Annotated in this window: 28 protein-coding genes and 2 pseudogenes; 19 read left to right on the top strand and 11 right to left on the bottom strand. The window is 67.3% G+C overall.

Annotated elements, in window-relative coordinates:
• Nucleotides 1-81: 81 nt before the first annotated feature.
• The 3 genes from RIC54_RS09525 to RIC54_RS09515 all read left to right on the top strand — a co-directional run bounded on the left by RIC54_RS09525 (nucleotide 82) and on the right by RIC54_RS09515 (nucleotide 1,955).
• Nucleotides 82-780, top strand: a complete 699-nt coding sequence (locus tag RIC54_RS09525) for a DUF1028 domain-containing protein (protein WP_350092873.1) — start codon at nucleotides 82-84, stop codon at nucleotides 778-780.
• A 17-nt stretch (nucleotides 781-797) separates the two neighbouring features.
• On the top strand, nucleotides 798-1,574 hold the full coding sequence (locus RIC54_RS09520) for an N-formylglutamate amidohydrolase (RefSeq protein WP_350092876.1): 777 nt from the start codon (nucleotides 798-800) through the stop codon (nucleotides 1,572-1,574).
• Between the two features lie 66 nt (nucleotides 1,575-1,640).
• Nucleotides 1,641-1,955 carry a DUF1244 domain-containing protein gene (locus RIC54_RS09515; RefSeq protein WP_350092879.1) on the top strand — a complete coding sequence of 105 codons (315 nt, stop codon included), beginning with the start codon at nucleotides 1,641-1,643 and terminating at the stop codon, nucleotides 1,953-1,955.
• Nucleotides 1,956-2,019: 64 nt separating this feature from the next.
• On the opposite strand, the gene RIC54_RS09510 is transcribed toward RIC54_RS09515, so the two are convergent.
• Nucleotides 2,020-2,472, bottom strand: coding sequence for a DsrE family protein (locus tag RIC54_RS09510; protein WP_350092882.1), 453 nt, complete (start codon nucleotides 2,470-2,472; stop codon nucleotides 2,020-2,022).
• Between the two features lie 164 nt (nucleotides 2,473-2,636).
• Nucleotides 2,637-3,035, bottom strand: coding sequence for a nuclear transport factor 2 family protein (locus RIC54_RS09505; protein WP_350092885.1), 399 nt, complete (start codon nucleotides 3,033-3,035; stop codon nucleotides 2,637-2,639).
• A gap of 114 nt (nucleotides 3,036-3,149) precedes the next feature.
• Between RIC54_RS09505 and RIC54_RS09500 the strand changes: the two genes are divergently transcribed.
• Entirely contained in the window at nucleotides 3,150-3,395 is a 246-nt protein-coding gene (locus RIC54_RS09500; protein WP_007668678.1) for a DUF2312 domain-containing protein, read from the top strand.
• A gap of 36 nt (nucleotides 3,396-3,431) precedes the next feature.
• On the opposite strand, the gene RIC54_RS09495 is transcribed toward RIC54_RS09500, so the two are convergent.
• The 3 genes from RIC54_RS09495 to RIC54_RS09485 form a co-directional block, all read right to left on the bottom strand.
• Nucleotides 3,432-6,929 (bottom strand): indolepyruvate ferredoxin oxidoreductase family protein, encoded by a 3,498-nt coding sequence (locus RIC54_RS09495; protein ID WP_350092889.1) that lies wholly within the window; start codon nucleotides 6,927-6,929, stop codon nucleotides 3,432-3,434.
• A gap of 325 nt (nucleotides 6,930-7,254) precedes the next feature.
• A complete protein-coding gene (locus RIC54_RS09490; protein ID WP_350150952.1) occupies nucleotides 7,255-8,106 on the bottom strand; it encodes an alpha/beta fold hydrolase in 852 nt (283 codons plus the stop codon).
• Nucleotides 8,107-8,146: 40 nt separating this feature from the next.
• Nucleotides 8,147-8,452 (bottom strand): ArsR/SmtB family transcription factor, encoded by a 306-nt coding sequence (locus RIC54_RS09485; protein WP_350092895.1) that lies wholly within the window; start codon nucleotides 8,450-8,452, stop codon nucleotides 8,147-8,149.
• A 298-nt stretch (nucleotides 8,453-8,750) separates the two neighbouring features.
• Here RIC54_RS09485 and RIC54_RS09480 point away from each other — a divergent pair, with 298 nt between their 5' ends.
• From RIC54_RS09480 to RIC54_RS09470, 3 genes are all read left to right on the top strand, one after another.
• Nucleotides 8,751-9,233, top strand: a complete 483-nt coding sequence (locus RIC54_RS09480; protein WP_350092898.1) for an SRPBCC family protein — start codon at nucleotides 8,751-8,753, stop codon at nucleotides 9,231-9,233.
• 107 nt (nucleotides 9,234-9,340) lie between these two features.
• Nucleotides 9,341-10,327, top strand: coding sequence for an NAD-dependent epimerase/dehydratase family protein (locus RIC54_RS09475; RefSeq protein ID WP_350092901.1), 987 nt, complete (start codon nucleotides 9,341-9,343; stop codon nucleotides 10,325-10,327).
• A 104-nt stretch (nucleotides 10,328-10,431) separates the two neighbouring features.
• Nucleotides 10,432-11,163, top strand: a complete 732-nt coding sequence (locus RIC54_RS09470; protein ID WP_350092904.1) for an SIMPL domain-containing protein — start codon at nucleotides 10,432-10,434, stop codon at nucleotides 11,161-11,163.
• Between the two features lie 7 nt (nucleotides 11,164-11,170).
• Here the strand turns inward: RIC54_RS09470 and RIC54_RS09465 are convergent, their stop codons facing one another.
• A complete protein-coding gene (locus RIC54_RS09465) occupies nucleotides 11,171-11,767 on the bottom strand; it encodes a LysE family translocator (RefSeq protein WP_350092907.1) in 597 nt (198 codons plus the stop codon).
• 131 nt (nucleotides 11,768-11,898) lie between these two features.
• On the opposite strand from RIC54_RS09465, the pseudogene RIC54_RS09460 reads away from it, so the two are divergent.
• From RIC54_RS09460 to RIC54_RS09440, 5 genes and pseudogenes are all read left to right on the top strand, one after another.
• Nucleotides 11,899-12,417 (top strand): annotated as a pseudogene (locus RIC54_RS09460) (FAD-binding oxidoreductase); the annotation flags it as partial.
• A 126-nt stretch (nucleotides 12,418-12,543) separates the two neighbouring features.
• Nucleotides 12,544-13,305 carry an FAD-binding oxidoreductase gene (locus RIC54_RS09455; protein WP_350150975.1) on the top strand — a complete coding sequence of 254 codons (762 nt, stop codon included), beginning with the start codon at nucleotides 12,544-12,546 and terminating at the stop codon, nucleotides 13,303-13,305.
• A 162-nt stretch (nucleotides 13,306-13,467) separates the two neighbouring features.
• The gene (locus RIC54_RS09450; protein WP_350092913.1) at nucleotides 13,468-13,785 is read left to right on the top strand and encodes an antibiotic biosynthesis monooxygenase family protein; all 318 of its coding nucleotides are present in this window, start codon (nucleotides 13,468-13,470) and stop codon (nucleotides 13,783-13,785) included.
• 53 nt (nucleotides 13,786-13,838) lie between these two features.
• Nucleotides 13,839-15,197, top strand: a complete 1,359-nt coding sequence (locus RIC54_RS09445; protein ID WP_350092916.1) for an ABC1 kinase family protein — start codon at nucleotides 13,839-13,841, stop codon at nucleotides 15,195-15,197.
• Between the two features lie 66 nt (nucleotides 15,198-15,263).
• The gene (locus RIC54_RS09440) at nucleotides 15,264-16,052 is read left to right on the top strand and encodes an enoyl-CoA hydratase-related protein (RefSeq protein WP_350092919.1); all 789 of its coding nucleotides are present in this window, start codon (nucleotides 15,264-15,266) and stop codon (nucleotides 16,050-16,052) included.
• 56 nt (nucleotides 16,053-16,108) lie between these two features.
• On the opposite strand, the gene RIC54_RS09435 is transcribed toward RIC54_RS09440, so the two are convergent.
• Nucleotides 16,109-17,299, bottom strand: a complete 1,191-nt coding sequence (locus RIC54_RS09435) for a class I SAM-dependent rRNA methyltransferase (RefSeq protein WP_350092922.1) — start codon at nucleotides 17,297-17,299, stop codon at nucleotides 16,109-16,111.
• A gap of 83 nt (nucleotides 17,300-17,382) precedes the next feature.
• Between RIC54_RS09435 and RIC54_RS09430 the strand changes: the two genes are divergently transcribed.
• The 4 genes and pseudogenes from RIC54_RS09430 (at nucleotide 17,383) to RIC54_RS09415 (ending at nucleotide 21,275) form a co-directional block, all read left to right on the top strand.
• Complete coding sequence (locus RIC54_RS09430) at nucleotides 17,383-18,027, top strand: hypothetical protein (protein ID WP_350092925.1); 645 nt, start codon at nucleotides 17,383-17,385, stop codon at nucleotides 18,025-18,027.
• Nucleotides 18,028-18,126: 99 nt separating this feature from the next.
• A pseudogene (locus RIC54_RS09425) lies at nucleotides 18,127-19,317 on the top strand (Re/Si-specific NAD(P)(+) transhydrogenase subunit alpha); the annotation flags it as partial.
• 121 nt (nucleotides 19,318-19,438) lie between these two features.
• Complete coding sequence (locus RIC54_RS09420) at nucleotides 19,439-19,864, top strand: NAD(P) transhydrogenase subunit alpha part 2 (RefSeq protein WP_350092928.1); 426 nt, start codon at nucleotides 19,439-19,441, stop codon at nucleotides 19,862-19,864.
• 16 nt (nucleotides 19,865-19,880) lie between these two features.
• Nucleotides 19,881-21,275: an NAD(P)(+) transhydrogenase (Re/Si-specific) subunit beta gene (locus RIC54_RS09415; RefSeq protein ID WP_350092931.1), complete on the top strand. Its 1,395-nt coding sequence runs from the start codon at nucleotides 19,881-19,883 to the stop codon at nucleotides 21,273-21,275.
• A gap of 111 nt (nucleotides 21,276-21,386) precedes the next feature.
• Here the strand turns inward: RIC54_RS09415 and RIC54_RS09410 are convergent, their stop codons facing one another.
• The 3 genes from RIC54_RS09410 to RIC54_RS09400 form a co-directional block, all read right to left on the bottom strand.
• Nucleotides 21,387-21,803: an HIT family protein gene (locus RIC54_RS09410; RefSeq protein ID WP_350092934.1), complete on the bottom strand. Its 417-nt coding sequence runs from the start codon at nucleotides 21,801-21,803 to the stop codon at nucleotides 21,387-21,389.
• Nucleotides 21,804-21,835: 32 nt separating this feature from the next.
• Nucleotides 21,836-22,288 carry a VOC family protein gene (locus RIC54_RS09405; RefSeq protein WP_350092937.1) on the bottom strand — a complete coding sequence of 151 codons (453 nt, stop codon included), beginning with the start codon at nucleotides 22,286-22,288 and terminating at the stop codon, nucleotides 21,836-21,838.
• Between the two features lie 88 nt (nucleotides 22,289-22,376).
• Nucleotides 22,377-22,955: a CGNR zinc finger domain-containing protein gene (locus tag RIC54_RS09400; RefSeq protein WP_350092940.1), complete on the bottom strand. Its 579-nt coding sequence runs from the start codon at nucleotides 22,953-22,955 to the stop codon at nucleotides 22,377-22,379.
• Between the two features lie 102 nt (nucleotides 22,956-23,057).
• On the opposite strand from RIC54_RS09400, the gene RIC54_RS09395 reads away from it, so the two are divergent.
• Genes RIC54_RS09395 through RIC54_RS09385 form a run of 3 tightly spaced genes read left to right on the top strand, consistent with a single transcriptional unit; the run spans nucleotide 23,058 to nucleotide 24,852 of the window.
• Entirely contained in the window at nucleotides 23,058-23,804 is a 747-nt protein-coding gene (locus RIC54_RS09395; protein ID WP_350092943.1) for an AzlC family ABC transporter permease, read from the top strand.
• Entirely contained in the window at nucleotides 23,801-24,103 is a 303-nt protein-coding gene (locus RIC54_RS09390) for an AzlD family protein (protein ID WP_350092946.1), read from the top strand. The genes RIC54_RS09395 and RIC54_RS09390 overlap by 4 nt, the downstream gene beginning before the upstream one ends.
• A 38-nt stretch (nucleotides 24,104-24,141) precedes the next feature.
• Nucleotides 24,142-24,852, top strand: a complete 711-nt coding sequence (locus RIC54_RS09385) for a TIGR00266 family protein (protein ID WP_350092949.1) — start codon at nucleotides 24,142-24,144, stop codon at nucleotides 24,850-24,852.
• Nucleotides 24,853-24,855: 3 nt separating this feature from the next.
• On the opposite strand, the gene RIC54_RS09380 is transcribed toward RIC54_RS09385, so the two are convergent.
• Nucleotides 24,856-25,773, bottom strand: coding sequence for a LysR family transcriptional regulator (locus RIC54_RS09380; protein WP_350092952.1), 918 nt, complete (start codon nucleotides 25,771-25,773; stop codon nucleotides 24,856-24,858).
• Nucleotides 25,774-25,787 lie beyond the last annotated feature (14 nt).

Genomic DNA, 25,787 nt, shown 5'->3' with positions numbered 1-25,787 from the left:
TTCACGGCGCCCTCCTGTGGTTGGATTCGCCAACCGTCCTTAGCGCACCGTCGCGCCCGCGTCACGCCGGAGCCTCGCCCCATGACCTTCTCGATCGCCGCCCGCGACCCGCTGACCGGTGCCTTCGGGCTGGCCGTCACCACCTCGGGCCTGTGCGTCGGCGCCCGCTGCCCCTACGCGTTAGCCGGCGTCGGCGCCGTCCTGACCCAGCACCGCACCGACCCTCGGCTCGGCCCGCTCGGCCTGCAGCTGCTGGAGCGCGGACTGACCGCCGAGCAGACCGTGGCCGCCCTGACCGAGGGACGCGACGACGCCAAATGGCGGCAGATCGCGGTAGTCGATGCGGCCGGGCGCACGGCCGCGTTCCACGGCGACGCGATCTATTCCTGGCACGGCCACGCTGCCGCCGACGGCGCCATCGCGATCGGCAACATCCTGCGCAGCGAGGCTATCCCCCAGGCCATGCTCGATGCCTTCCTCGACGACCGCACGGCTCCGATGGAGACCCGGCTTGTGTCGGCCTTGACCGCGGGCCTGTCGGCCGGCGGTGAGCTCGATCCGCTTGGCTCCGCCGCCCTGCTGATCGTACGTGACGACGCCTTCGCCTGGATGGACCTGCGGGTCGACCGCTCCAGCGACCCGATCGGCGACCTCGCCGCATTGGCGGCCGCCTACGCTCCGGATGCGGAGGGAACCCGGATGCGCGCCATTGATCCGGACGCGGTTCCGAACAACAAGGACCTGATGCGCCGGCACGCCGAGCTGCAGCGATCGGCCTGAACCCTCTGGAGACCGAGTTGTCCCTGCTGTCACCCGACGATCCGCCGGCGTTCCGGATCGAGAATCCGGACGGCCGCGCGCCGATCCTGCTGGTGTCCGATCACGATTCCAATCAGGTGCCGGCCGGCCTGAACCGGCTTGGCCTGCCGGACGACGAACTGGCGCGCCACATCGCCTACGACCCCGGCATTGCGCGGATCGGCAGGCGCCTGACCGAACGGTTCGATGCGCCGATGATCGCCACCAGCTACTCGCGGCTGGTGGTCGACTGCAATCGCGTGCCGTTCACCCCGGGCTCGATCCCCGCGGTCTCGGACGGCACAGCGGTGCCCGGCAACCACGCGCTGGACGACGCGGCCAGGCAGGCGCGCTACGACGCGCTGTTCGCGCCGTACCATGCGGCGATCACCTGGCATCTGGACCGTGTCGTCGCAACCGGCACCCGGCCGCTGGTGATAGCCCTGCACAGTTTCACGCCCAGGCTGAGGGACAACGGCGGCGAGCGGCCCTGGCACATCGGCTTCCTGTGGGGCGCCGACGACCGGGCGACGGCGCCAATGATCATGCTGTTCGCCAAACTGAACCCCGACGCGGTGGTCGGCGCCAACCAGCCGTATTCCGGCGGCAGTCCGGAGGGCTACACCATCCCGGTGCACGCCGAGCGGCGCGGCCTGCACAACATCACGCCGGAGTTCCGCCAGGATCTGGTGTCAGATCCCGATGGTGCCGACGCCTGGGCCGGGCGCTTCGGCGACGCGCTTGATGCCTTGCTGGAACAGGGCCTGCCCGGCTGAGGGGGTAGCGAAACCCGCCCCGACCACCGATATTCCCTATACACCACGACCGCATGGAGAGACCCGATGGCCGCCGACCAGAACCTCGACAAGCAGACCCGCACAGAGTTGGAGGCCGCTGCGTTCCGCACCCTGGTGGAACACCTGCGCGAGCGTACCGACGTGCAGAACATCGACCTGATGAACCTCGCCGGGTTCTGCCGGAACTGCCTGTCGAAATGGTACCGAGCAGCGGCCGATGAGAAGGGCCTGGACATCGACTACGAGCAGGCCCGCGAGATCGTCTACGGCATGCCCTACCCGGAATGGAAGGCCAAGCACCAGAACGAGGCAACGCACGAGCAGAAGACCAAGTTCGCCGCCGCCAATCCAGGGCATTGAGCCGGGGCCATCGTCGGCCCGGGCAGTCCGCCGCGGCCTCCACCGGGTGCCGCGGCGGCGGCCGTCACGGCTTGATGTAGGTGTAGCCCTGCTGCTGCAGGTGCGACAGTTCGGCAACCCCGCTGGGGACGATGTCGTCGTCGAAGACCTCGAACAGATCCTTGGTGTAGTCGATCTTGCGGCCGACCAGGGTGTTGTTGCAGACGTTGAATGCTACCCGGTGGGCCTTGAGGCCGAGCACGTCGCCCTGCAGCTTCTGGTTCGACACGGCACTCTTCAAGAGCGATACGCCATTGCCGTGCAGGACTACCTTGATGTCCATGTTGTCGGCGCCAACGGCGTTGATGTGGTTCTGGATGTTGCGCAGGGCGGCACGGTACGCCTTGTCCTCTTCGCCACCCGTGTAGTTGATGTGGTAGACGACCTTCTGCTTCCCGTACCGGCTCTCGGCTGTCGCCGTTCCGACCTGCAGGGCCATGACGGCGAGAGCCGCCAGAAGAACTGCCAGCTTTCTCATGTCTCTGTCCTTTCCTCCCGCATCGAGCGCTCTCTGGTCGGAGCGCTTCATCAGCGGACCGATTATGCGGCGGCAGACAAAAACATTCAAGAATTCGAATTAATCGATGTATTGTCCGTGCACGGCCACGCCAATCCGGCGCTCAGGGAACCCGGATGGAACTCTCACCGCGGGGCTGGCAGCTTCTCCGTCCACTCCGAACGGTCGTACGGCGGCAGGCCGGCATCGCCGAAGTACTCCTCCGCCGCCAGGATCCGCCCGCCCATCACCCGGTAGAAGCCGATGGCGAACAGCGACACTGTCCCGTCGCTGATCCGGACCCGCGCGACCGCCCCCTCGGCGGTGGCGTCGACCGCCAGCACCGTGCAGCGCCACACCCCCGGATAGGTCCGGTTCAGCCCGACATAGGCCACCGGGGTCGGGATCCGCTCCCCGGTCTGCGGCCACACCGCCTGGAACCCGCCGTCCAGCAGGCGCTGGATGCCGTCCCAGTCGCGGGCGTTCATCCGCTCCCACAAGGCGCGGACCGGGTCGGTGGGATCGGAGATCATGGTTGCCAACATGACCTGATTGTTCTTTTTTTGTTCTCGTTCTGTCAAGCGCCGTTTGCCGCTTGAACGCCCGAGTGCAGGCCGCTAGGTTCCGGCCCCTGTTCAAGTGGCCGAATCGAGGATGACATGGTGGACGTGGGCGGCATCGCGGGCGATCAGCTCCGCTCCTACATTGAGCGGATCGAGCGTCTGGAAGAAGAGAAGGCGGCCCTGGCGGCCGACATCCGCGACGTGTTCGCCGAGGCCAAGGGCAACGGCTTCGACGTCAAGATCATGCGGCAGGTCCTGAAGCTGCGGAAACTCGACAAGGACGACCGCGACGAGCAGGAAACCGTCCTCGACCTGTACAAGCGCGCGCTCGGCATGGAGTGACCTGCGAGGCAGGGCACCGAACACGCAACGAAGTCGCTACTCCGCCGCGGTCTTTGCCGCCTGCGGGTTGCGCAGCTGGCCCAGCAGAGCCGCCCTGCTCGATTCGGCGCGAGCCACGTGGGCTTCCTTCACGTGACCGAAGCCGCGGATCTGCTCCGGCAGCCGCGCCAGCTCCACACCGATCGCATGGGTCTGCGGCGTCAGGCGTGAGACGATCTCTTCCACCGTCTGGAAGTACTCGTCGCGCAGGCGGCGCTCCATCACGCGCTCCTCGCTGCGGCCGAACGGATCGAAGCGCCCTCCACGCAAACCCTTGAGCGATGCCAGCACCCGGAACGCCGGCATGATCCAGGCCCCGAAGGTCAACTTCTTCAGGTGCCCGGTCTGCGGGTCGCGCGGCGCGAAGCTCGGCGGCGCCAGGTGGAAACGCAGCTTGAAGTCGCCCTCGAACTGCTGGCGCAGCTTGCGCTCGAAGCTTCCGTCGGCGTACAGCCGTGCGACCTCATACTCGTCCTTGATCGCCATCAGCTTGAAGGCATAGCGCGCCACTGCCTGGGCCAGGTCGTCCTTGCCCGGCACGGTCTTGCGTTCGGCTGCGGCAACCTTGTCGACCAGCGCCTTGTAGCGCTCCGCGTAGGCGGCGTCCTGGTAGGCGGTGAGCTCCGCGACCCGCACCTTGACGATCTCGTCCAGGGTGGTCGCGATCTCCGGACGCAGCGAAGCGGGCGTCGGCTTCGGTTCGGTCAGCCGCTGCACCGCGGCCGGATCGTGGGCCGCGCGACGTCCCCACAGGAACGCCTGCGTGTTGAAGGCCACGGCCACCGCGTTCAACTCGATCGCCCGCTCGATCGCCTCGCGCGACAGCGGCACCAACCCGCGCTGCCAGGCGTAGCCCAGCATGAACAGGTTGGAGGCGATCGAGTCGCCCAACAGCCGGGTGGCAGTCCCATAGGCATCGACGAACTCGGTGGAGTTGTCGCCGGCAGCCTTGCGCAGGATGTCCATCATCGAGGCGGCCGGGAACTGCATGTCCGGATTCTGGGTGAACCGGCCGGTCATGGTCTGGTGGGTATTGACCACCGCGCGGGTCTTGTCCCGGCTGATCGCCTCCAGCCCGTCCTTCGACGCCGCGGTGGCGATGTCGCAGGCCAGCAGCAGGTCGGCCGCACCGGCCGCGATCCGCGGCGCGTGCACGGCAGCCGGCGTGGCCGCGATCTTCACATGGCTCATCACCGAGCCGCCCTTCTGGGCGAGGCCGGTCATGTCGAGCACGCTGGTGCCCTTGCCCTCGAGATGGGCGGCCATGCCGAGCAGGGCGCCGATCGTCACCACGCCGGTGCCGCCGATCCCGGTCACCAGGATGCCGTAGGGCTCGTCCAGCCCCGGCAGCGTCGGCTCGGGCAGTGCCTCGAACACGTCGGGAACCCCGGCCGCCGGCTTCGCGGCAGCGGCGGATGCGCCCTTGCGGACCTTGCCGCCGATCACGTCGACGAAGCTCGGGCAGAAGCCCTTCACGCAGGAGAAGTCCTTGTTGCAGCTCGACTGGTCGATCTGGCGCTTGCGGCCGAACTCGGTCTCGACCGGCAGCACCGACACGCAGTTCGACTTCACACCACAGTCGCCGCAGCCCTCGCAGACCGCCTCGTTGATGAACACCCGTCGGTTCGGGTCCTCCATGGTGCCGCGCTTGCGACGGCGGCGCTTCTCGGCGGCGCAGGTCTGGTCGTAGATCAGGACGGTGACGCCGGGGGTCTCGCGCAGCGTGCGCTGCACCTCGTCCAGGTCGTCTCGGTGGTGGATGCTGGTGCCCTTCGGCCAGATGTCGCCCGACGGATACTTGTCCGGATCGTCGGTAACCACGTCGACCCGTGCCGCACCCTCGGCCGCCACCTGCTGGGCGATGATCCACGGGGTCAGGCCGTTGTCCGACGGCTGGCCGCCGGTCATGGCGACCGCGTCGTTGAACAGGATCTTGTAGGTCATGGTGACCTTGGAGGCGACCGCCATGCGGATCGCCAGGATGCCGGAGTGGTTGTAGGTGCCGTCGCCCAGATTGGCGAAGATGTGGCCGGTCTCGGTGAACGGCGCTTGGCCGACCCAGGACACCCCCTCGCCGCCCATCTGGGTGAAGGTCTCGGTGGTGCGCTCCGGCATCCACGCCGCCATGAAGTGGCAGCCGATCCCGGCGACGGCGCGCGAGCCCTCCGGCACCCGGGTCGAGGTGTTGTGCGGGCAGCCCGAGCAGAAATACGGGGTCCGCTGGAACTCGCTCGGCTTCGCCTTGCCGCCCTCGACCCGCTGGGCGATCAGCGCGCGGCGCGCCTTGATCCGCTCGACGTCGGCATACGCCAGGATCCGCTCGGCGATCGCCAGGGCGACCTCGGTGGCGTTCAGCTCACCGTTGGCCCGGAACAGGGTGCGGCCGGCGTCGTCCTGCTTGCCCTCGACGCGCGGGCGCTGGCCGTTCGGCAGGTCGTACAGCTGTTCCTTGAGCTGCCACTCGATCAGCGAGCGCTTCTCCTCGATCACCAGCACCCGTTCGGCTCCGGCGCAGGCGGCGCGCGCGCCCTGCGGCTCCAGCGGCCAGGGCATGCCGACCTTGAACACCCGCAACCCGATCTCGGCCGCCAGCTCGGCATCGATGCCCAGGTCGTCGAGCGCCTGACGGACGTCGAGATAGGATTTGCCGGTGGTGGCGATCACCAGCCGCGGCTTCGGGGTGTCGATCACCACCCGGTCGATGCCGTTGGCCCGCGCGAACGCGGCGACCGCCGGCAGCTTCCAGTTCTGCAGCCGCTCTTCCTGCTCCAGCCAGGGGTCCGGCCAACGGATGTGCAGCCCACCGGGCGGCATGTCGAAGTCCGGGGTGACGATCTTCAGGGCGTCGGCATCGGCCTCGACCGAGGCCGAGCTGTCCATGATCTCCGCCGTTGTCTTGAAGCCGACCCAGCAGCCGGCGAACCGGCCCATGGCGAAACCGAGCAGGCCGAAATCCAGGGTGTCCTGCACCCCGGCCGGGTTCAGCACCGGGATCGAGGCGTCGAGGAAGGCGAACTCGCTCTGATGCGGAACGGTCGACGACTTGGCGACGTGGTCGTCGCCGGCGATCGCCAGGACACCGCCCCAGGGCGAAGTGCCCGCGAAATTACCGTGCTTGAACACGTCGCCGGAGCGGTCGACGCCCGGTCCCTTGCCGTACCAGATGCCGAACACCCCGTCGTGGGTGGCGCCGGGGAACAGGTTGGGCTGCTGGCTGCCCCACACCGCGGTGGCCGCCAGTTCCTCGTTCACCCCGGCCTGGAAATGCACGTGGTGCTGCTTCAGCAGTTTGCCGGCGCGCCACAGTTGCTGGTCGTACCCGCCAAGCGGCGAGCCGCGATAGCCGGAGATGAAGCAGCCGGTGTTCTTGCCGGCCGCCAGGTCGCGGCGGCGCTGGATCAGCGGCAGGCGGACCAGCGCCTGCACGCCGGTCAGGAACACCCGCCCCCGGTCCAGGACGTACTTGTCGTCGAGCGATACCTCGGCCAATGCCATCGTTCTACGCCTCCCGGTCCCCGCTTCTCGCCACGGCTGATGTGGGGTCGAGGACACGGCAAATAAGGTAAGCTTTCCTGACCTAACCGGCAACCGCCGTGCAGCCAGGATACGGAATTCACCGTGGCAGCCTGCGTCCTCAGCATTGCCGGGGCAAATGCTTTCGCGGTGCCGGCTCCGAAATGGCGTGCTGCGAGGTGCGCACCGGTGTCGGTGTCGATGCCGATACAAGTGATCGAGAATTCCATGCCCCGATCCCGCATGAGCGTGTTGCTCGGGTGTCAGACGAGCAACGGCACCGCATCACCAGCCGCGCTGCGATCCGCTACTGCAGAAATCGAATCAGATGAGTGGCCGTAAGTTCAGGCTCCTCTTCGGGAATGAAATGGCCGCACGGCATTGGCGCAAAGGACACCGGCGCTGCCCAATCCGACCAGATTCGCTGCATGTCGAAGTAGCGGCCGACCACGCCCAGTTCACCCCAGAAGACCAGCGTCGGGCAGGTGATCCGCCGGCCAGCCGACCGGCTTGCCTTGTCGTCTTCCACGTCGCTTGAAATACCAGCCCGGAAGCATTCGCAGATCGAGTTGATCGATTCTTCGGTCGTCGACGCGGCGAGATAGGCCTCCAGAGCGCCTGGATGGTAGTTGAAGCCCGGCTTTGTAAGGCTCGTCAGGATGTCACCCATGAAGGCTCGGGGGTCGCCTGCGATCAGCCGGTCCGGTACCGGAAAAGGCTGGGTCAGGAAGAAGAAGTAGAAATAGTCCTGCGCAACGGCGCTCGTCGCCCGTTCGTAGAAGTCCAGAACGGGGACGATGTCCATCACCGCGAGACGTTCCACCTTGTCAGGATAATCCAGGGCCATCCGCCGCGCGACCCTGGCGCCTCGATCATGGCCGACGACCCGAAACACATCGAAGCCGAGGCGTTCCATGATGCGAACCTGTTCGGTCGCCATCAGGCGCTTGGAGTAATGTCGGTGGTCCGAAGTGCGTTCCGGTTTGTGGCTTTCGCCTCGGCCCCGGAGGTCTGCAAGGACCACCGTGTACTGTTCGGCCAGCTTGGGCGCGATCGAGTGCCAGCACAGATGGGTCTGCGGATCCCCGTGCAGCAACAGAAGCGGCGGACCAGAACCACCGACCAAAGTCAGCATGTCGCCACTCAGGCCGGGCAGCATCAGCCGCTCGAACCCGGGCAGCAACTCGCGATCCAGTTCTTCAAAGATTGTCATTGATCCAATCTCCATACTCGGAAATGCCCATGGCGCTTCGGGTGTAGTAGGACCATTGCCCAATCCGGCGGACAGTCACGAAACCGGCACGCCGAAGGATCTCCAGATGCCGGCTGACCGTCGGCTGGCTCATGTCGAGCTTCGCCGCGATCAACGTCACACATACGCCGATCGTTTCGGGATCTCCGCTCTCCTGGTGGATGAAATGGCGCCGTGGCTCCTTCAGCCACTCAAGCACCTTCATCCGCGGGACGCTGGCAAGGGCCTTGGTCTGTTCAATCCGGTCTGTCATGATAAATCGTTATATAGCTAAATAGCTAATTAGCAATATACATACTCTGCGACCGGTCGTCGGGTTGATCTCAATGGTCCGGAATCTGCGTGGATCGACGCGGCGGTCGGCTGATTTGGGATCCCTTCGCCTGCGAACGCGCACCGGCGTGGCAGGCGGCAGGACTGCGTCGGTCTCGCCGTCCCAGCCGACCAAAAAAAGATCGACCATCAATGTCGGATACGACGCCGGTCGTTCGTCATTGGATATGAGGAAGGCGAGAACCCTCTCGCCCATGGCCATTCATGGAGCACAATTAATGACCGCCAAGACCTTTGTCGCCCCGGACTGCGATCGCGACCTGGTGCTGACCCGCGTCTTCGACGCCCCGCCGGCCAAGGTGTTCGAAGCCTGGACCACGCCCGAATCGATGAAGCAGTGGTTCGCGCCACGGCCCTACACCACTCCGATCGTCGAAATCGACGTCCGCCCCGGCGGCAGCAGCCTGGTCGTCATGCGCGGTCCCGACGGGGAGGACATTCGCTGCCCGGGCGTCTACCTGGAGGTTGTGAAGAACCGGCGCCTGGTGTTCACCGACGCCTTCACCGAGGCCTGGAAGCCCTCCGAGAAGCCGTTCATGTCCGTGACTCTGACCTTCGAGGACCAGGGCGGGAAGACCAAGTACACTGCCCGGGCGTCCCATTGGAGCGTCGCCGACCGCGAGGCCCACGAGCAGATGGGCTTCCACGAGGGCTGGTCGCAGGTTGCCGAGCAGTTGGCCGAGGTCCTCGCCAAGACCTGACCCCGGCGGCGGGCGCGCCGGTCCGACGAGCCGTCTCGACGGATCGGCGCGCGCCCGCTATTCACGGGGCACCATTGTCACGGGTGCAACGTGAGGGGGTCAGATCGATGACGGTCCTGGTGACCGGAGCCGCCGGGTTCATCGGCATGCATGTCGCCAAGGCGCTGCTCGACCGTGGCGAGCAGGTGATCGGCATCGACAACCTGAACCCTTACTACGACCCGGCGCTGAAGCGGGCGCGGCTGGCCGAGATCGAAGGCCGCAACGGGTTCGGCTTCCAGCGGATCGACTTCGCCGATCGCGACGCCATGACGGCGTTCGACGCCGCCCATCCCGAAATCGACCGGATTGTCCACCTCGGGGCCCAGGCCGGCGTGCGCTACTCCATCGAGCAGCCCTTCGACTACCTGCAGGCCAACCTGATGGGCCATCTGGTCATGATGGAGATGGCGCGCGGCCGGGTTGCCCGAGGATTGAAGCACTTCGTCTACGCTTCTTCATCCTCGGTCTACGGCGCCAACCGCGACATCCCGTTCTCGGTCGACGACCGGGTCGACCGGCCGATGTCGTTCTACGGGGCGACCAAGAAGGCCAACGAGGCGATGAGCTACAGCTACGCCAGCCTGTACGGCATCCCGACCACCGGCTTGCGGTTCTTCACGGTCTACGGCCCGTGGGGCCGGCCGGACATGTCGCCCTGGCTGTTCACCGACCGGATTCTGAACGGCCGGCCGATCGAAGTGTTCAACCACGGTCAGATGCGCCGCGACTTCACCTACATCGACGACATCGTTGCCGGGGTGGTGGCCGCCCTCGACCACCCGCCGGCCGCCGCACCCGATTCGCCGCCGGTCGCGGTGTATAACCTCGGCAACAATTCGCCGGTCGCCCTGCTCGACTACATCAAGGTGATCGAGGCGGCGTGCGGCAAGCCGGCGGAGCTGGTCATGAAGCCGATGCAGCCCGGCGACGTGCTGGAGACCTACGCCGACATCGAGGCCAGCCGCCGTGACCTCGGCTATCAGCCCTCCACCCCGATCGAGGTCGGCATCCCGCAATTCGTCGACTGGTTCAGGCGCTACCACGCGTTGTAAGCGCCGCCACGGGCCGTCCATCATCGCGACTCGCCGTGGTCACGATCACCGGGATATGATGCCGGCCCTCGACGGTCGGCCCGTCTCCAGAATGGAAACCCGCGATGCCGGAGCAACTGCGCTACATCACCGCCCTCGTCGCCTCAATGGTGATCGCGGTCAGCATCGCCGCCGCCGGCAAGTTCATCGGCGACGGGTTCCGCCAGGGCCGCGAGGCCGACCGCTACGTCACCGTCAAGGGCGTGGCGGAACGCACGGTCACCGCCGATCTGGTGTTCTGGCCGATCCGGGTCACGGCGACCGGCAATGATCTGGGGGCGGTCCAGGCCAAGGTCGACCGTTCGGTGGACGCGGTGACGGTCTTCCTGGTCGGCGAGGGGCTGCCCAAGGAGGCGCTCGACCGGGGCCGGGTCGAAGTCAACGACCTGCTGGCCCAGCCGTACCGGCCGGAAGGCGCCGATCAGGCGCGCTACATCATCGCCCAGACCGTGACGGTGCGGACATCCGAGATCGAGAAGGTCAGGACGGCCAGCGCCCGTTCCGGCGAGTTGGTCAAGCTCGGCGTGGTTTTCGGCGAGACCGGTGGACCGGTCTATGCCTTCACCGGCCTGAACGCCATCAAGCCGGAGATGATCGCCGAGGCCACCAAGGCGGCGCGCGCCGGGGCCGAGCAGTTTGCCGCCGACAGCGCCAGCCGCGTCGGCGCCATCCGCCAGGCCAACCAGGGCGTGTTCACCATCGGTCCGCGCGACGGCATGTCGTCCGGCAACCCCGACAGCGAGATCGAAAAGAGCGTGCGCGTGGTCTCGACCATCGAGTTCTTCCTGGTCGAATAGCGCCCAGTCAGCGCAGAAAGCTGTACGCGACCGAGGCCAGCAGCAGAGCCGCGAACGTAAGGTTCATTGCCCGCCCGGTGCGCGGGCTGCGCAAAACCCGCGAGAACAAAGCGCCGACACCGAGCCAGGACGTATTTACCGCAATGTTCACCCCGATCAGGACCGCGACCTTCAGCACCGAATCCAGCAGCGGCTCCTCGGGAACGATGCTGCCGCTGGCATAGACCGCACCGATCGCGGCATAGGCCTTGGGATTCACCATCGACAGCATGAAGCCGCCGGCGGTCGACGGCTCCTTGGCGCCGTCCAGATCGCGCCGCACCACCGGGGCAGTGGCGATCCTGAACGCCAGGTACAGCAGGTAGCCCAGCCCAAGCACCGTCAGGACCGGCACCGCATTCGGAATCGTCAGCAGCAGCCCGGTCACCCCACCGGCAATCATCAGCAGCACGGTGCTGTTGCCGAGCAGGATGCCGATCAGATACCGGCCGCCGCGCTGGAACCCGAACGTCGATCCGGTGGCGGCGAGGCTCATGCTGGCCGGTCCGGGACTGCCCATCAACGGCAGCGCCACCGACAGCAGAAGAACGATGTTCTGGAGCACTTGGCGAGCCGATGTGATGGAGCACGGACCGTGCGGAGCGGCCGCAACTTACGCTGCCAAAAGTGGCCTAGGCAATGAGTTCCAAGCGCTGACGCATTGACGGCCGCCGCACTCCATCTTCTGATCGCCGCATGACCGACCGATTGATCGCGGGCCTGCGCGCCGCCCTCGGCGCTGATGCCGTGCTGACCGACCCCGCCGACCGAGCCGGCTACGAGACCGACTTGCTGAAAGCCCGCACCGGGCGGGCGCTGGCGGTCGTCCGGCCACGCTCGACCGACGAGGTGGCAGCCGCTGTCCGGCTGTGCGTCGCCGCCGGGATCGCCGTCGTCCCGCAGGGCGGCAACACCGGATTCTGAGGCGGCGCCACCCCGCCTGCGGACGGCTCGGCCCTGGTGCTGTCGTCCGAGCGGCTGAATCGGATCCGCCATGTCGACCCGGCGGGCGACCACATGATCGTCGAGGCCGGAGTCACCCTGGCCGACGCGCGGGCCGAAGCCGAGAGGCGCGGCAAGCTGCTGGCGCTGCACCACGGCGGCCTGTCGTCGCGGATCGGCGGCAACGTGGCGACCAACGCCGGCGGCAACAACGTGCTGCGCTACGGCATGACCCGCGCCCTGGTACTGGGGCTGGAAGTCGTGCTGGCCGATGGCCGGATCTGGAACGGGCTGCGGGCGCTGGCCAAGGACAATGCCGGCACCGACCTGAAGCAGTTGTTCATCGGCACCGAAGGCACGCTGGGCATCGTCACGGCGGTGGCGCTCAAGCTGCACCCGATGCCGCAATCGGTCGCCACCGCCCTGGTCGCCGTGCCGGACCCGACGGCGGCGCTGGCCCTGCTGGCGCGTTTGCAGGCTGACGTCGGCGAGGCCCTGTCGGCGGCTGAACTGATCCCGCGTGCCGGTCTCGACCTGCACGTCGCCCACACCGGCACAGTACGCGAGCCGTTCGACCGGCCGCACCCCTGGCAGGTGCTGGTGGAGTTGGGCAGCGCCAGCCGATTCTTCGATCTGGACGCGGCGCTGGAAGCGGGGGTCGGCGAAGCGCTGGCTGCCGGCGAGGCGACCGATGCGGTCGTGGCGTCGTCCCAGTCCCAGCGCGCTGCCTTATGGGCGTTGCGCGAAGGACTGGCGGTGGCCCAGGTCGAAACGCCCGGCAACCTGAAGAACGACACCTCGGTGCCGGTCTCGGCGATTCCCGCATTCATACGCACCGCCGAGGCCGCCACGCGGGCCATCGTTCCCGGCTGCGTGCCGATCCCGTTCGGCCATCTCGGCGACGGCAACATCCACTTCAACCTGAACCCGCCACCGGGCAGCGACCCCGCATCCTTCATCGCCCGCTGGCCGGAACTGGTCACCGCCATCGAGGACGTGGCGACCGGCCTGGGCGGCTCGATCGCCGCCGAGCACGGCCTCGGCCGCAGCAAGGTGGCCGCCGCCCGCCGGATCAAGCCGGCGCTCGACCTGGAACTGATGCAGCGCCTGAAGACCGCCTTCGATCCGGACGGAACACTGAACCCGGGCGTGATGCTGTAGGGACCTGCTCGTTCCGCCCTCCATTGGTGTTGTCCAGACGCCAGCGCCGAGGCGCCTCCGTCCGGGACAGCGAGCGGGCGGGAGCGGTGGCCGAACCGGCCCGGTGGTGCACTGGCCGTTCCAGTGGCATCGTCGCAACCGAACGCCTCGCAGGAGCCGGCCATGCACGTCGTGATCTTCGAAGTGACACCACGGGAGGGCGGACGGCCCGACTACCTGGCGATCGCCGCCACGCTGAAGGCCGAGTTGGAGAAGATCGACGGCTTCATCTCGGTGGAACGGTTCGAGAGCCTGACCACGCCGGGCAAGCTGCTGTCGCTGTCGACATGGCGGGACGAGGAGGCGATCCGGCGCTGGCGCCAGCATGCCGAACACGGCAAGGCGCAGGCCGCGGGTCGCGGCGGCCTGTTCGCCGAATACCGAATCCGGGTTGCCGAAGTGGCGCGCGACTACAGCCTGGAAACCTCGCCCTGGGTGTGACACAGCGTCAGCGCCCCTGGTCTTGCAGTGCCAAAGACCTTATCTGACGGCGCATGAGCGACATGGACAGCGAACGCAATTCCCTCGGCGGCCGAATGCGCCGTTACGCCAAGGTCGGCACCGCCGTCGGCGGGCTTGCCGCCCGCGTGGCCGGCGAGCGCTATCTGGGCTGGAGCCTCGACAAGGACGCCCACGCATCGGAACTGCGAACCGCGCTCGGCGGCCTCAAGGGCCCGCTGATGAAGGTGGCGCAGATCCTGTCGACCGTGCCCGACGCCCTGCCGAAGGAGTATGTGCAGGAGTTGAGCCACCTGCAGTCGAACGCGCCGGCCATGGGCTGGCCGTTCGTGAAACGCCGGATGACCACCGAACTCGGACCCGGCTGGCAGAAGAGGTTCGCGACCTTCGAGCACGAGGCGGCATCGGCCGCATCACTCGGCCAGGTGCACCGCGCCACCCTGGACGACGGCCGCCTGCTGGCCGCCAAGCTGCAGTACCCGGACATGTCCTCGGCAGTCGAGGCCGATCTGCGACAGCTCGACTGGATCTTCTCGATCTACCGGCGCTACGACAAGGCAATCGACACCAGCCAGATCCACGCCGAACTGTCCGCGCGGCTCCGCGAGGAACTGGACTATGCCCGCGAGGCCCGCCACATGGCGCTGTACCGTGGAATGCTGGCCGATGAGCCCGGCGTGTTCATTCCCGACATGGTCCCGGAGCTGTCGACCAGCCGGCTGATCACCATGACCTGGCTCGACGGCACGCCACTGATGAAGTTCCTGGAGGGCGAGCCGTCCCTGGAACTGCGCAACGCCTTCGCGCTGACCATGTTCCGGGCGTGGTACGTGCCGTTCTACTTCTATGGCGTGATCCACGGCGACCCGCATCTCGGCAACTACACGGTGCGCGACGACGGTTCCGTCAACCTGCTGGATTTCGGCTGCATCCGGATCTTTCCCAAGACCTTCGTCAAGGGCGTGATCGACCTGTATCGGGCGTTGCGCGACGATGACGAGGCGCTGGCGGTGCACGCCTATGAAAGCTGGGGGTTCCAGAACCTCGACCGCGCGACCATCGACGTGCTGAACGTCTGGGCGCGTTTCCTGTACGGCCCGCTGATGGAAGATCGCGCCCGCAGGATCCAGGAGAGCGGCAGCGGCCTGTACGGTCGCGAGATCGCCGAGCAGGTCCACGGCGAGCTGCGCCGCCTGAACGGCGTCCGGCCCCCGCGCGAGTTCGTGCTGATGGACCGCGCGGCGCTGGGCCTCGGTTCGGTGTTCATGCACCTGAAGGCCGAGGTGAACTGGTACCGGCTGTTCAACGACCTGATCGAGGGTTTCGACGCCGACGCCATGGAGGCCCGGCAGACCGCTGCACTCGCGTCGGTCGGCCTGGACCGTCCCGACTGACGCCACGGCATCTTGCCGACCTCGGGGTCGCCGCCTAGCCTCCTAGAAAACCCTGGGAGGATCGGCATGAGCGAACCCGTCACACTGGCCGTCGAAGCCGGGCTGGCCCGACTGACCCTGAACCGGCCGGACGCGCTGAACGCCATCAACCGCGAACTGGCCGAGGCCCTCATGGCTGCGGCCGTGCGTTGCGCCACCGATCCGGCGGTTCGCGCGGTGCTGCTGACCGGTCCTGGTAAGGCGTTCTGCGTCGGCGGCGACCTGAAGTCCTTCCACGCCAAGGGCGACGGCATTTCCGCCCACCTGAAGGAAACCACCCACTACCTGCACGCCGCCTGCTCGACCCTGGCGCGGATGGACGCGCCGCTGGTGGTCGCGGTCCAGGGTGCGGCCGCCGGCGCCGGGCTGTCTTTGGCCCTGCTGGGCGATCTGGTCTACGCGGGCGAAAGTGCGGTGTTCACCATGGCCTATACCGCGGCCGGGCTGTCGCCGGACGGCGGGTCGACCTATCTGCTGCCGCGGATCGTCGGACTGCGCCGGGCCCAGGAGCTGACCCTGACCAACCGCCGGCTGAGCGGGGCCGAGGCCGCGGAATGGGGCATCGCCACCGCCTGTGTTGCCGACGACGCGCTTGCCGCGACCGCCGAGGACATGGCCAGGCGTTTGGCAGACGGGCCGACCCGGTCGTTCGGGCGCGCCAAGCGGCTGCTGGCCGACAGCTTCAACACCGCCTTCGAAGCGCAGATGGAGCACGAAGGCACCAGCATCGCCGCCGCCGGTGCCGAACCGGACGGCCGCGAAGGGCTGGATGCGTTCCTGAACAAGCGCAAGCCGGCGTTCAAGGGGCGGGTTTAGCCTGGATCCCTGCAACCATCCTCGTCATCGGCACTCGGTCAGTCGACGGCCGTGCGTCAATCCAGCGCGAACACCTCGGCCTTGAGGTAGGCGCTCTCCGGCAGGTGCGGGTGGGTCGGGTGGTCCGGTCCGGCACCGGCGCGGCGCAGGACCCGGCCGGTGCGCCCGGCCTCGGTAACGCCGCGGGCGGTCTGCTGGGCGAACGAAGCGGCGTCCATGTGGAACGAGCAGGACGCCAGCATCAGCACGCCGCCGGGTGCGGTCACCTGGGCGGCCAGCCGGGCCAGCTTGCGGTAGGCCTTGGCGGCCCCCCCGACGTCCTTGCGTGACTTCGCGAAGGCCGGCGGATCGCAGATCACCACGTCATAGGCCTCGCCCGCACCGATCAGGTGTTCCAGCGCGGCGAAGGCGTCGGCCTTGCGGGTGGTCACCCGGTCGGCGACGCCGCTCAATTCAGCCGCCTGCGCCGCGACCTGCAACGCCGGCCCCGACCGGTCGATCAGGTCGACCTGGAACGCGCCTGCAACCGCGCACTGCACCCCGAAGCCGCCGGTGTGGGCGTACAGGTCGAGGACCCGTGCGCCGGTGGACAGGCGCGCCATGAACGCCCGGTTGTCGCGGTGATCGAAGAACCAGCCGGTCTTCTGCCCGCCCAGCGGATCCAGCGGGAACACCGCCCCGCCCTCGGCCACCGTCGGCGCCTCTGGCAACGCACCGGCGGCCAGCCGGACTTCGCTCGGCAGGCCTTCAAGGCTGCGCACCGAGGTGTCGTTGCGCAGCACGATGGCAGCGGGCGAAAGCACCGAGGTCAGGGCTTCGACCAGGACCGGTTCCAGCCGCTCCATCCCGGCGGTGTTCGCCTGAACGACCACCACGTCGCCAAACCGGTCGGCCACCAACCCCGGCAGGCCGTCAGCCTCGGCATGGACCAGACGGTAATACGGCGCGTCGAACACCCGCTGTCGCCAACCGAGCGCCGTGGTCAGCCGCTCCGCCAGGAACCCGGCATCAATGGCGCGGTCGGCATCGTCGCTCAGTCGCCGCAGGGCAATCAGGCTGTGCGGATTGAAGTAGGCGCAGCCGACCGGATCGCCCTTCACCGTCTCGACCCTCACCACCGTGCCCGGGGCCAGCAGCTTGGCCTCGGCGGTCATGTCGATCTCGTTGGAGTACACCCAGGGATGGCCGCGCTGGACGCGGGTGTCGGCGCCGCGCTGCAGGCGAAGGGTCGGGCGGGTATCGGTCATGATGGCTCTCCGGACGGTCGGCGCGGGTTATGCCACGCCACGCCGCCGCTGTCGCCCTGGCGCGAACGCGTTATGATCGCACCATGATTCGCCACCTGCCCATCGCCCTGATGATCGCCTCCGCTGTCGCGGCCTGCTCGGGGTTCAACCGCCCGGACCCGCCGCCGGTAATCGCGCTGACCACCATCTCCGCCGATCCGGCCGATGCACGCTGCCGCGCCGTCGGCACGAAATCCCGCCAGGACGCACGACCCGTGCCGTTCACCATCGATACCCTGGCCCTCGGCCTGCCGGTTGCGGTGACCTGCGAGCGTGCCGCGTTTCAGACAACCACCGAGATGCTGTACGCCCGTCCCAAGCCGCCGCTGGCCGCCGCCCTGGCGGCCGGCATCCCGCTGTCGCCGATGGCCAACGACGCACCGCCGCTCGGAGTTCCGCCGGACAGCCCGGTGCCGGCCACCCTGACGGTCAGCCTGAGACCGGCGCTGTTCTCCACACCGACCGCCCGCGACCGCTACTATGGCCGGCTGCGCAACGAGCGGCTGTCGCGCTGGGAGACCTTCGCCCAGAGAGTCGACGCCGAATGCGCCGCGCACGCCGGCTTGCCGCCGGCCGCCAGCGGCCCGGGGCCGATTGCCTGCAAGGCGGCGCGCAATGCGCTGACCCAGCAGCGGGACACCGATCTGCGCCGCCTGGAGATCGATCGCCGGCAGTCGACGTTCCAGTAGTCAAAGCGTCGATAATTTTGCCAAGCCAATAGCTTGCTTGCGCCCGGCGCCGGCAAACGGCATGGTTTGGCGGAAATCCTGCGGGAGGCGAGGAAGCCCATGAAGATCGGCATCGTCAAGGAACAGCACCCTGGCGAGCGGCGGGTCGCGGCGTCTGCGGACACCGTGAAACGCTACATCCAGTTGGGACTAGCGGTGCAGATCGAATCCGGTGCGGGGGTCGCGGCGGCGGTCACCGATGCGGCCTATCAGGCGGCCGGCGCCACGATCGTGAAGACCGCACGCGACGCCATGGCGGACGCCGACATCGTGGTGAAGGTCCGCAAGCCGTCGCTGGATGAAATTCCCCTCCTGAAGAAGAACGCGGTGCTGGTGGCCCTGCTGGAGCCGTACCGGGACCGTGCCCTGCTGGAGGCGATCGCCGCCCACGGCGTGACGGCGTTCTCGCTGGAGATGGTACCCCGGATCACCCGCGCCCAGTCGATGGACGTGCTGTCGTCGCAGTCCAACCTTGCCGGCTATCGCGCGGTGCTCGATGCCGCAGCGGAGTTCGGACGCGCGTTCCCGATGATGATGACGGCGGCCGGCACGGTGCCGCCGGCGCGTTGCCTGGTGATGGGTGCGGGCGTGGCCGGCCTGCAGGCGATCGCCACGGCCAAGCGCCTGGGCGCCATCGTCTCGGCGACCGACGTGCGCCCCGCGGTGAAGGAACAGGTGGAGAGCCTGGGCGGCACCTTCGTGGCGGTCGAGGACGACGAGTTCAAGCAGGCCGAAACCTCCGGCGGCTACGCCAAGGAGATGAGCGACGGCTACAAGAAGAAGCAGGCCGAACTGATCGCCGAGACCATCAAGAAGCAGGACATCGTCATCACCACGGCTCTGATCCCCGGAAGGGCGGCACCGGTGCTGGTAACCGAGGATATGGTCAAGACCATGAAGCCGGGATCGGTGATCGTCGACCTGGCGGTCGAGCAGGGCGGCAACTGCCCGCTGTCGGAGCCGGGCAAGGTGGTCGAGAAGCATGGCGTAAGGATCGTCGGCCACCTGAACGTGCCGAGCCGAATCGCGGTCGATGCCAGCGCGCTGTACGCCCGCAACCTGGTGAACTTCCTGACCCCGCTGATCGACAAGGAAGCCAAGGCGCTGAAGATCGACGAGAGCGACGAGATCGTCAAAGCCTCGATGGTCTGCAAGGGCGGCAAGGTGGTCAGTGAGGCGGTGCTGAAGCTGCCGCTCGACAAGGCCGTGTCACCGCCGAAGGCGGCGGCGCCAAAGGTCGCCGCAGCGAAAGCGCCGGCCCCCAAGGCTGCAGCCCCGAAGGCGGCAGCCAAGCGCAAGTCGGCGGCGAAACCCAAGACGGCCAAGGACGGCGGGGCTTCCAGCTCCGGCTCGGGTTCCTGAGGAGGCGACGATGGCGGAGAATTCGCTCACCGATCAATTGCGCGCGCTCGCCGAGCAGGCCCAGGCGCTTGCCGCCAAGGCCACCGAGGCGGCCGCCAGTGCCGGACAGCAGGCGGTCGCCGCGGTCCCTCAGGCCAGCCAAGGCGGCAGCCAGATCGACCCGGCCGTGGTCGGCCTCACGGTGTTCGTGCTGGCCTGTTTCGTCGGCTACTACGTGGTTTGGCGGGTAACTCCCGCCCTGCACTCGCCGCTGATGGCGGTCACCAACGCGATCTCGTCGGTGATCATCGTCGGCGCACTGATCGCCGCCGGACCGGCCCAGATGGACTTCTCGTCGATCATGGGCTTCTTTGCGGTGATCCTGGCGAGCGTCAACATCTTCGGCGGCTTCCTGGTGACCCAGCGCATGCTGTCGATGTTCCGGAAGAAGAAGTGAGGCGGGGGAACACACGATGAGCGGCACGATCTCGGCCCTTCTCTACCTCGTCTCCAGCGTCTGTTTCATCATGGCGCTGCGCGGGCTGTCGTCGCCGGAAACGGCACGCCAGGGCAATCTGTACGGCATCGTCGGGATGGTGATCGCCATCGGCACCACCCTGGCGCTGCCCTCGGTGCTGTCCTACGAGACGATCATCCTCGGCATCGTGATCGGCGGCGCCATCGGCACGGTGATCGCCCGGCGCATCCAGATGACCGCCCTGCCCCAGCTGGTGGCGGCGTTCCACAGTTTGGTCGGCTTGGCGGCCTGCTTCGTGGCCATCGCCGCGTTCTTCAAGCCGGAGGCCTACGGCATCGGCCAGCCCGGTGCGATCGGCGCCGCGTCGCTGATCGAGATGTCGCTTGGCCTGGCGATCGGCGCCATCACTTTCACCGGCTCGATCATCGCGTTCGGCAAGCTGCAGGGACTGGTCACCGGCCGTCCGCTCGTGTTCCCGATGCAGCATCCGCTGAACGCCGCCCTTGGGGTGGCGCTGATCGTGCTGATGGGATGGATGATCGCCGACCAGTCATCGACGGCATTCTGGCTGATCTTCGTGGTGGCGCTGGCGCTCGGCTTCCTGCTGATCCTGCCGATCGGCGGCGCCGACATGCCGGTGGTCGTCTCGATGCTGAACTCCTACTCCGGCTGGGCCGCGTGCGGCATCGGCTTCACCCTTGAGAACAGCCTGCTGATCGTCACCGGCGCGTTGGTCGGCTCGTCCGGTGCCATCCTCAGCTACATCATGTGCAAGGGGATGAACCGGTCGTTCTTCAACGTGATCCTCGGCGGCTTCGGCGGCGAGACCGCGGCGGCGGCCGGCGGGCCGGGCGGCGACCGGTCGGTGAAGTCCGGTAGCGCCGACGACGCGGCGTTCATCATGGATAACGCCTCCTCGGTCATCATCGTGCCGGGCTACGGCATGGCGGTCGCCCAGGCCCAGCATGCCTTGCGCGAGATGGGCGACATGCTGAAGAAGAACGGCGTGAGCGTGCGCTATGCCATCCACCCGGTTGCCGGGCGGATGCCGGGCCACATGAACGTGCTGCTGGCCGAGGCTAACGTCCCGTACGACGAAGTCCTGGAACTGGAGGAGATCAACCGCGATTTCCCGCAGGCCGACGTCGCGTTCGTGATCGGCGCCAACGACGTCACCAATCCAGCCGCCAAGACCGACCCGACCAGCCCGATCTACGGCATGCCGATCCTGGACGTCGAGCGGGCCAAGACCGTGCTGTTCGTGAAGCGCTCGATGGCGTCGGGCTATGCCGGCGTCGACAACGAGCTGTTCTTCCGTGACAACACCATGATGCTGTTCGGCGACGCTAAGAAGATGTGCGAGGAAATCGTCAAGGCGCTTGAGCACTGACGCTCGCGGGCGGGGAACAGCCTGTCGGAGCAGCAGCGCCTCATCGCCTGCTGGGGATCGCCTGAAGGGTGAACGAGATCTTCCGGCGATGGGGGCGCCGCGCCGGCATTGCTACGCCACCCGGATCCGCCCGGCCAGTTCCGTCAGCACCTCCATCCCCGGCTCCTTGCGCGGCCAGACCAGGGCGACGCCGTCATTCTCGTGGCGCGGCAGGACGTGCAGGTGGACATGCGGCACCGTTTGCCAGCCGGCCGGCTGGTTGGCCTGCAGGATGGTGATGCCGGCAGGGGCAAACGCGGCGTCGACCGCCCTCGCTACCTTGGCGGCGGTTCGGAACAGGGCGGCTGCCTGGTCGTCAGTCAAATCAAGAATGGTCGCGCAGGGATGCTTGGATGCCACGATCACATGGCCCGGGTTGACTTGGCCCGCGTCCATGAAGGCCAGGGTGTCTTCGTCCTCATAAACCCGCGCGCATGGGATCTCGCCCCTGAGGATACGCGCGAACACGTTGCTGTGGTCATACGCCATGGTACCGCTCACTCACGTGGTGATGGCGCAGCCTACTCCGGCGCCATGCCCTTGGCCGACAGTTCCGCTATCGCGCCGTCGGATTTCGTCAGGCTCTCCAATCCCATGCCGCGCAGCACGTGAGGCGCCTTGGTGAACTGGATGTTCTCGTAGCCGATGATCTCGATCCGATTGCCCCACGGGTCCAGAAAGTCGAGGAAGCGGCCGGGCAATACTTCGACGCCGTTCGAGATCAGCGCCTGCCGGACGGCCTCCTTGTCGGTAACGACCAAACCGAAATGCCGGCCGTCGTCGGTTGGCTGGGTCCGGCCCCTCTGCAGGGCCAGGAACTGATCGCCCAGATCGATGAAGGCGTCGGTGTCGGACTTGCTGCGCAACTCGAACTGGAACAGCCGGCCGTAGAACGCCAGCGCTTCGTCGATGTCGCCGACTTCCAGCGCCACGTGGTTGAAACCGACGGCGCGGGCAACAGGGGCATCGGGCATTGGACTCTCCCTTATCGGATGGCGCTCTCAACAACGCCGCTCATTCGGATATGTCGCTTGTCGCTCATAATACAAGACAATACTTGGTTTAACTTTGCTTGCGTCGGTAGTGTGCCCGGGCCTTGGCGCGGTTGCCGCAGCTCTGCATAGAACACCAGCGGCGTCGGGCGCCCCGGCTGTCGTCGACGAACAACCAGCCGCACCCGTCGGCCGCACACATCCGCACCCGCTTCAGGCGTTCCGGATCGGTCAGCAGATCAGCCGCCGAACGGGCGATGCGGGCCAGCAAGGCATCCGCCCCCCGCACCGCCCGATCGGACCAGGCGACGCCGCCGCCGACAATCGCCAAGGCGCGATGTTCAGGCGCACGTTCCAGGTTACGATTCAGGACGGCGATGGCGTCCGGCGGAATCGCTGCCTCGTCCGCGACTGCACGGAACACGTCCCACACCGCATCGCGTAACTCGGTCGCGCAGCGCAGGTCGGCATCGTCGGCGCCACCATCGTCGATCCCTACGGTCCGCGCCCAGGCCGACAGGTTCTCGACGCGGTCGAGCAACTCGACCGGATGGTCGGAATCATGCCAATCAACGGTGTTCGCGAAGTCGAGGCAGAGCGCCCCGCCGATCGGTTGGTAGCCTGCAAGCGGTACCGCCGGGTGTGTCATGGTGACAATCATAAGCGCCGTTGATGCGAGGTCCAGAATTTTTCACCATTTAACCGGTTAAATGGTTTTGACAGGCTCCATGCACCTCAATACGGTCGCGCCATGACCGACGTCCCTGCCGAAGCACCTGCGTCACCGCAGTCCGACGCCCCCCAACCCGGTGCCAAGTTCACCTGGGATGGCTTCGTGCGCGGATTCCGGATGGCCACGCCGCTGGCGCTCAGCGGCGTGCTGTTCGGCATGGCGTTCGGCGTCCTGGCGCGGGAAGCCGGCCTGTCGCTCGGCGAAACCCTGTTGATGAGCATGACGGTGTTCGCGGGCGCCTCACAGATGGCGGCCCTCGACCTGTGGTCGGCGGCCCCGTCGATCCTGGTGCTGGCGATCGCCACCTTCGCGATCAATGTCCGCCACGTCGTCATGGGCGCGGCCCTGCGGCCCTGGTTCTCCAAGCTGCCGTCGCCGATCGCCCATCTGTCGCTGTGGTTCATGACCGACGCCAACTGGGCGATGTCGATGTCCGAGCATCGCAAGGGCGAGCGCGACGCCGCCATCCTGGTCGGTTCCGGAGTCGTAATGTGGTTCGGCTGGGTCATCGGCGGGGCGATCGGCCATCTGGCCGGCGCCGCGCTGGGGGATCCGAGGGTGTATGGCGCGGATGTGGTGGTGCCGGCGTTCTTCGCGCTGATGCTGACCCCGTTGTGGCCGGGGTGGTCCCGGTCGTGGCCCTGGGCGGTCGCCGCCGGCGTCGCCGTGGCGTCGCACATGGTTCTGCCCGGCTACTGGCACGTGGTTGCCGGCGGCTTGGCCGGAAGCCTGGCCGGCGCGTTCGCCGATGCGAGGCGCCAATGATCGGGACGTCCCAGGCGGTCTTGGCCATCCTGGTGATGGCGCTGGTGACCTACCTGACGCGGGTCGGCGGGTTCTGGCTGATGCGGCTGGTTCCGGAAGGCGGCTTCGTACGCGGCTGGCTGCAGCACCTGCCGGGTGCCGTGATCATCGCTATCCTGGCGCCGATGGCGCTGGAAGGCGGCTGGGCGGCACCGGTCGCGATTGCCGCCGCCGTCGGACTCGGCCTGATGCGGCAGTCGTCGCTGATCGCCATCTTCGGTGCGGTCGCCCTGGTCGCGGTCTTGCGCCAGATCATCTGAGCGGGCAATCCTCCGGTCTCTGCCACCCGGAGGATGCCATGGCCGCCGACGAGATCGACTACACCATCGAGGGCGATTTCTCGCCGATGCTGACCATCACCCTGGACCCGGGCGAGGCAGTCCAGGCCGAAGCCGGCACCATGGTGATGATGGAGCCGGACATCGAGATGTCGACGGAGATGCCCGGCGGGTTCTTCGGCTCGATCCTGCGCAAGGTGTCCGGCGAGACCTTCTTCATGACGTTCTTCACCAACACCGGCCGGACCCGCCGGTCGGTATCGTTCGCCTCGCCGATGCCCGGCCAGATCCGCCCGCTCGATCTCGCCGCCGAGGGCGGAGCGTTCTATTGCCAGCGCCGCGCCTATCTCGCCAGCGCCAAGGGCATCGGAATCTCGGTCGCGCTGACCAAACGCCTCAGCTCCGGGCTGTTTGGCGGCGAGGGGCTGATCCTGCAGAAGCTGGAGGGCGACGGCTGGGCGTTCCTGGCGGCCGGCGGCACCCTGGTCGAACGGCAGTTGGCGAAGGGTGATAAGATCTCGGTGTCGACCGGGTCGCTGGTCGGGTTCTCGGCCACCTGCGACTACGACATCTCGATCCAGCGCGGCATCAAGAACATGCTGTTCGGTGGCGAAGGCCTGTTCGTCACCCACGTCTCCGGTCCGGGCAAGGTCGTCGTGCAGACCCAGCCGATCGCCGACCTGGCACTGGCGCTGCACGCCCTGGTCCCGAAGGAAACCCATTCCGACTGACGCTCACCGATCGGTCTTGGAATACGCCCCCTGGAGGCGCCGGAACTCGTCGGTCAGCCAGTCGAACACGATGCGTAGACGGCGGCTCTTGTTGAGTTCCCGATGCGCCACCAGCCAGACCTCAAAGTCGAAGGATGGAAACCACGGCGCGGCTCGACGCACCAGAGGCTCGGCGTCACCGACCCGCGAGATCATGACACCAACCCCGGCTCCCTGCTTGACCAGTTCCCACTGCACGAGGTGCTGGCCACACAGAACCGGGAAGTTCCGCGCGGACAGGGTCAGCCCACGGGCGTTCAGGCCGTCGAGAAACGGCTCGTTCTCGTTGAAGCCGACAAACTCCGCGCGTGACAGTTTCTCGGGCGACGAGAGCTCGCCGACACGTTTGAGATAGGATTGCGAGGCGTAGAGTTCGGCGGTGTCGTTCATCAGCTTCCGCGCAATCAGGTCCGGATCGGTCGGCCGGGCCGCGCGAATGGCGATGTCAGCCTCGCGACGGCGCAGGTCGCGCACGGCATTAGTCGCCAGGATCTCCACCTCGATTGCGGGTTGAGCCGAGCGCAGCTTGGCTACGATCGCCGGCAGGATGAACGCCGACGTAACCTCGGTGGCGGTGATACGGACCGACCCTTCGATGGCCTGCGACTGTCCCGACGCGGTGACGGCCACCGAAGCGGCCGCATCGCCCATGGCGCGCGCGTGCTCCACCAGTTCAAGGCCGCTCTGCGTGAGGGTCAGCCCGCGCCCGACACGTTCGAAGAGGACAACACCGAGTTCTTCTTCCAGCGCGCCGACCTGTCGCCCGAGCGTCGGTTGCGCCATACCCAGAGCGCGAGCGGCCGCGGAGAACGAACCCTCTTCGGCGGTCACCAGGAAGGCCCGCACCCGGTTCCAGTCGAACTTCACAGAACGCCAATCCATGCGAAACCGCATAT

The sequence above is a fragment of the Thalassobaculum sp. genome (assembly GCF_040219215.1).
Taxonomy (GTDB): Bacteria; Pseudomonadota; Alphaproteobacteria; order Thalassobaculales; family Thalassobaculaceae; genus Thalassobaculum_A.
Note: the sequence above shows the minus strand (reverse complement) of the source record. Positions and strands in the feature narration are given on the sequence as shown.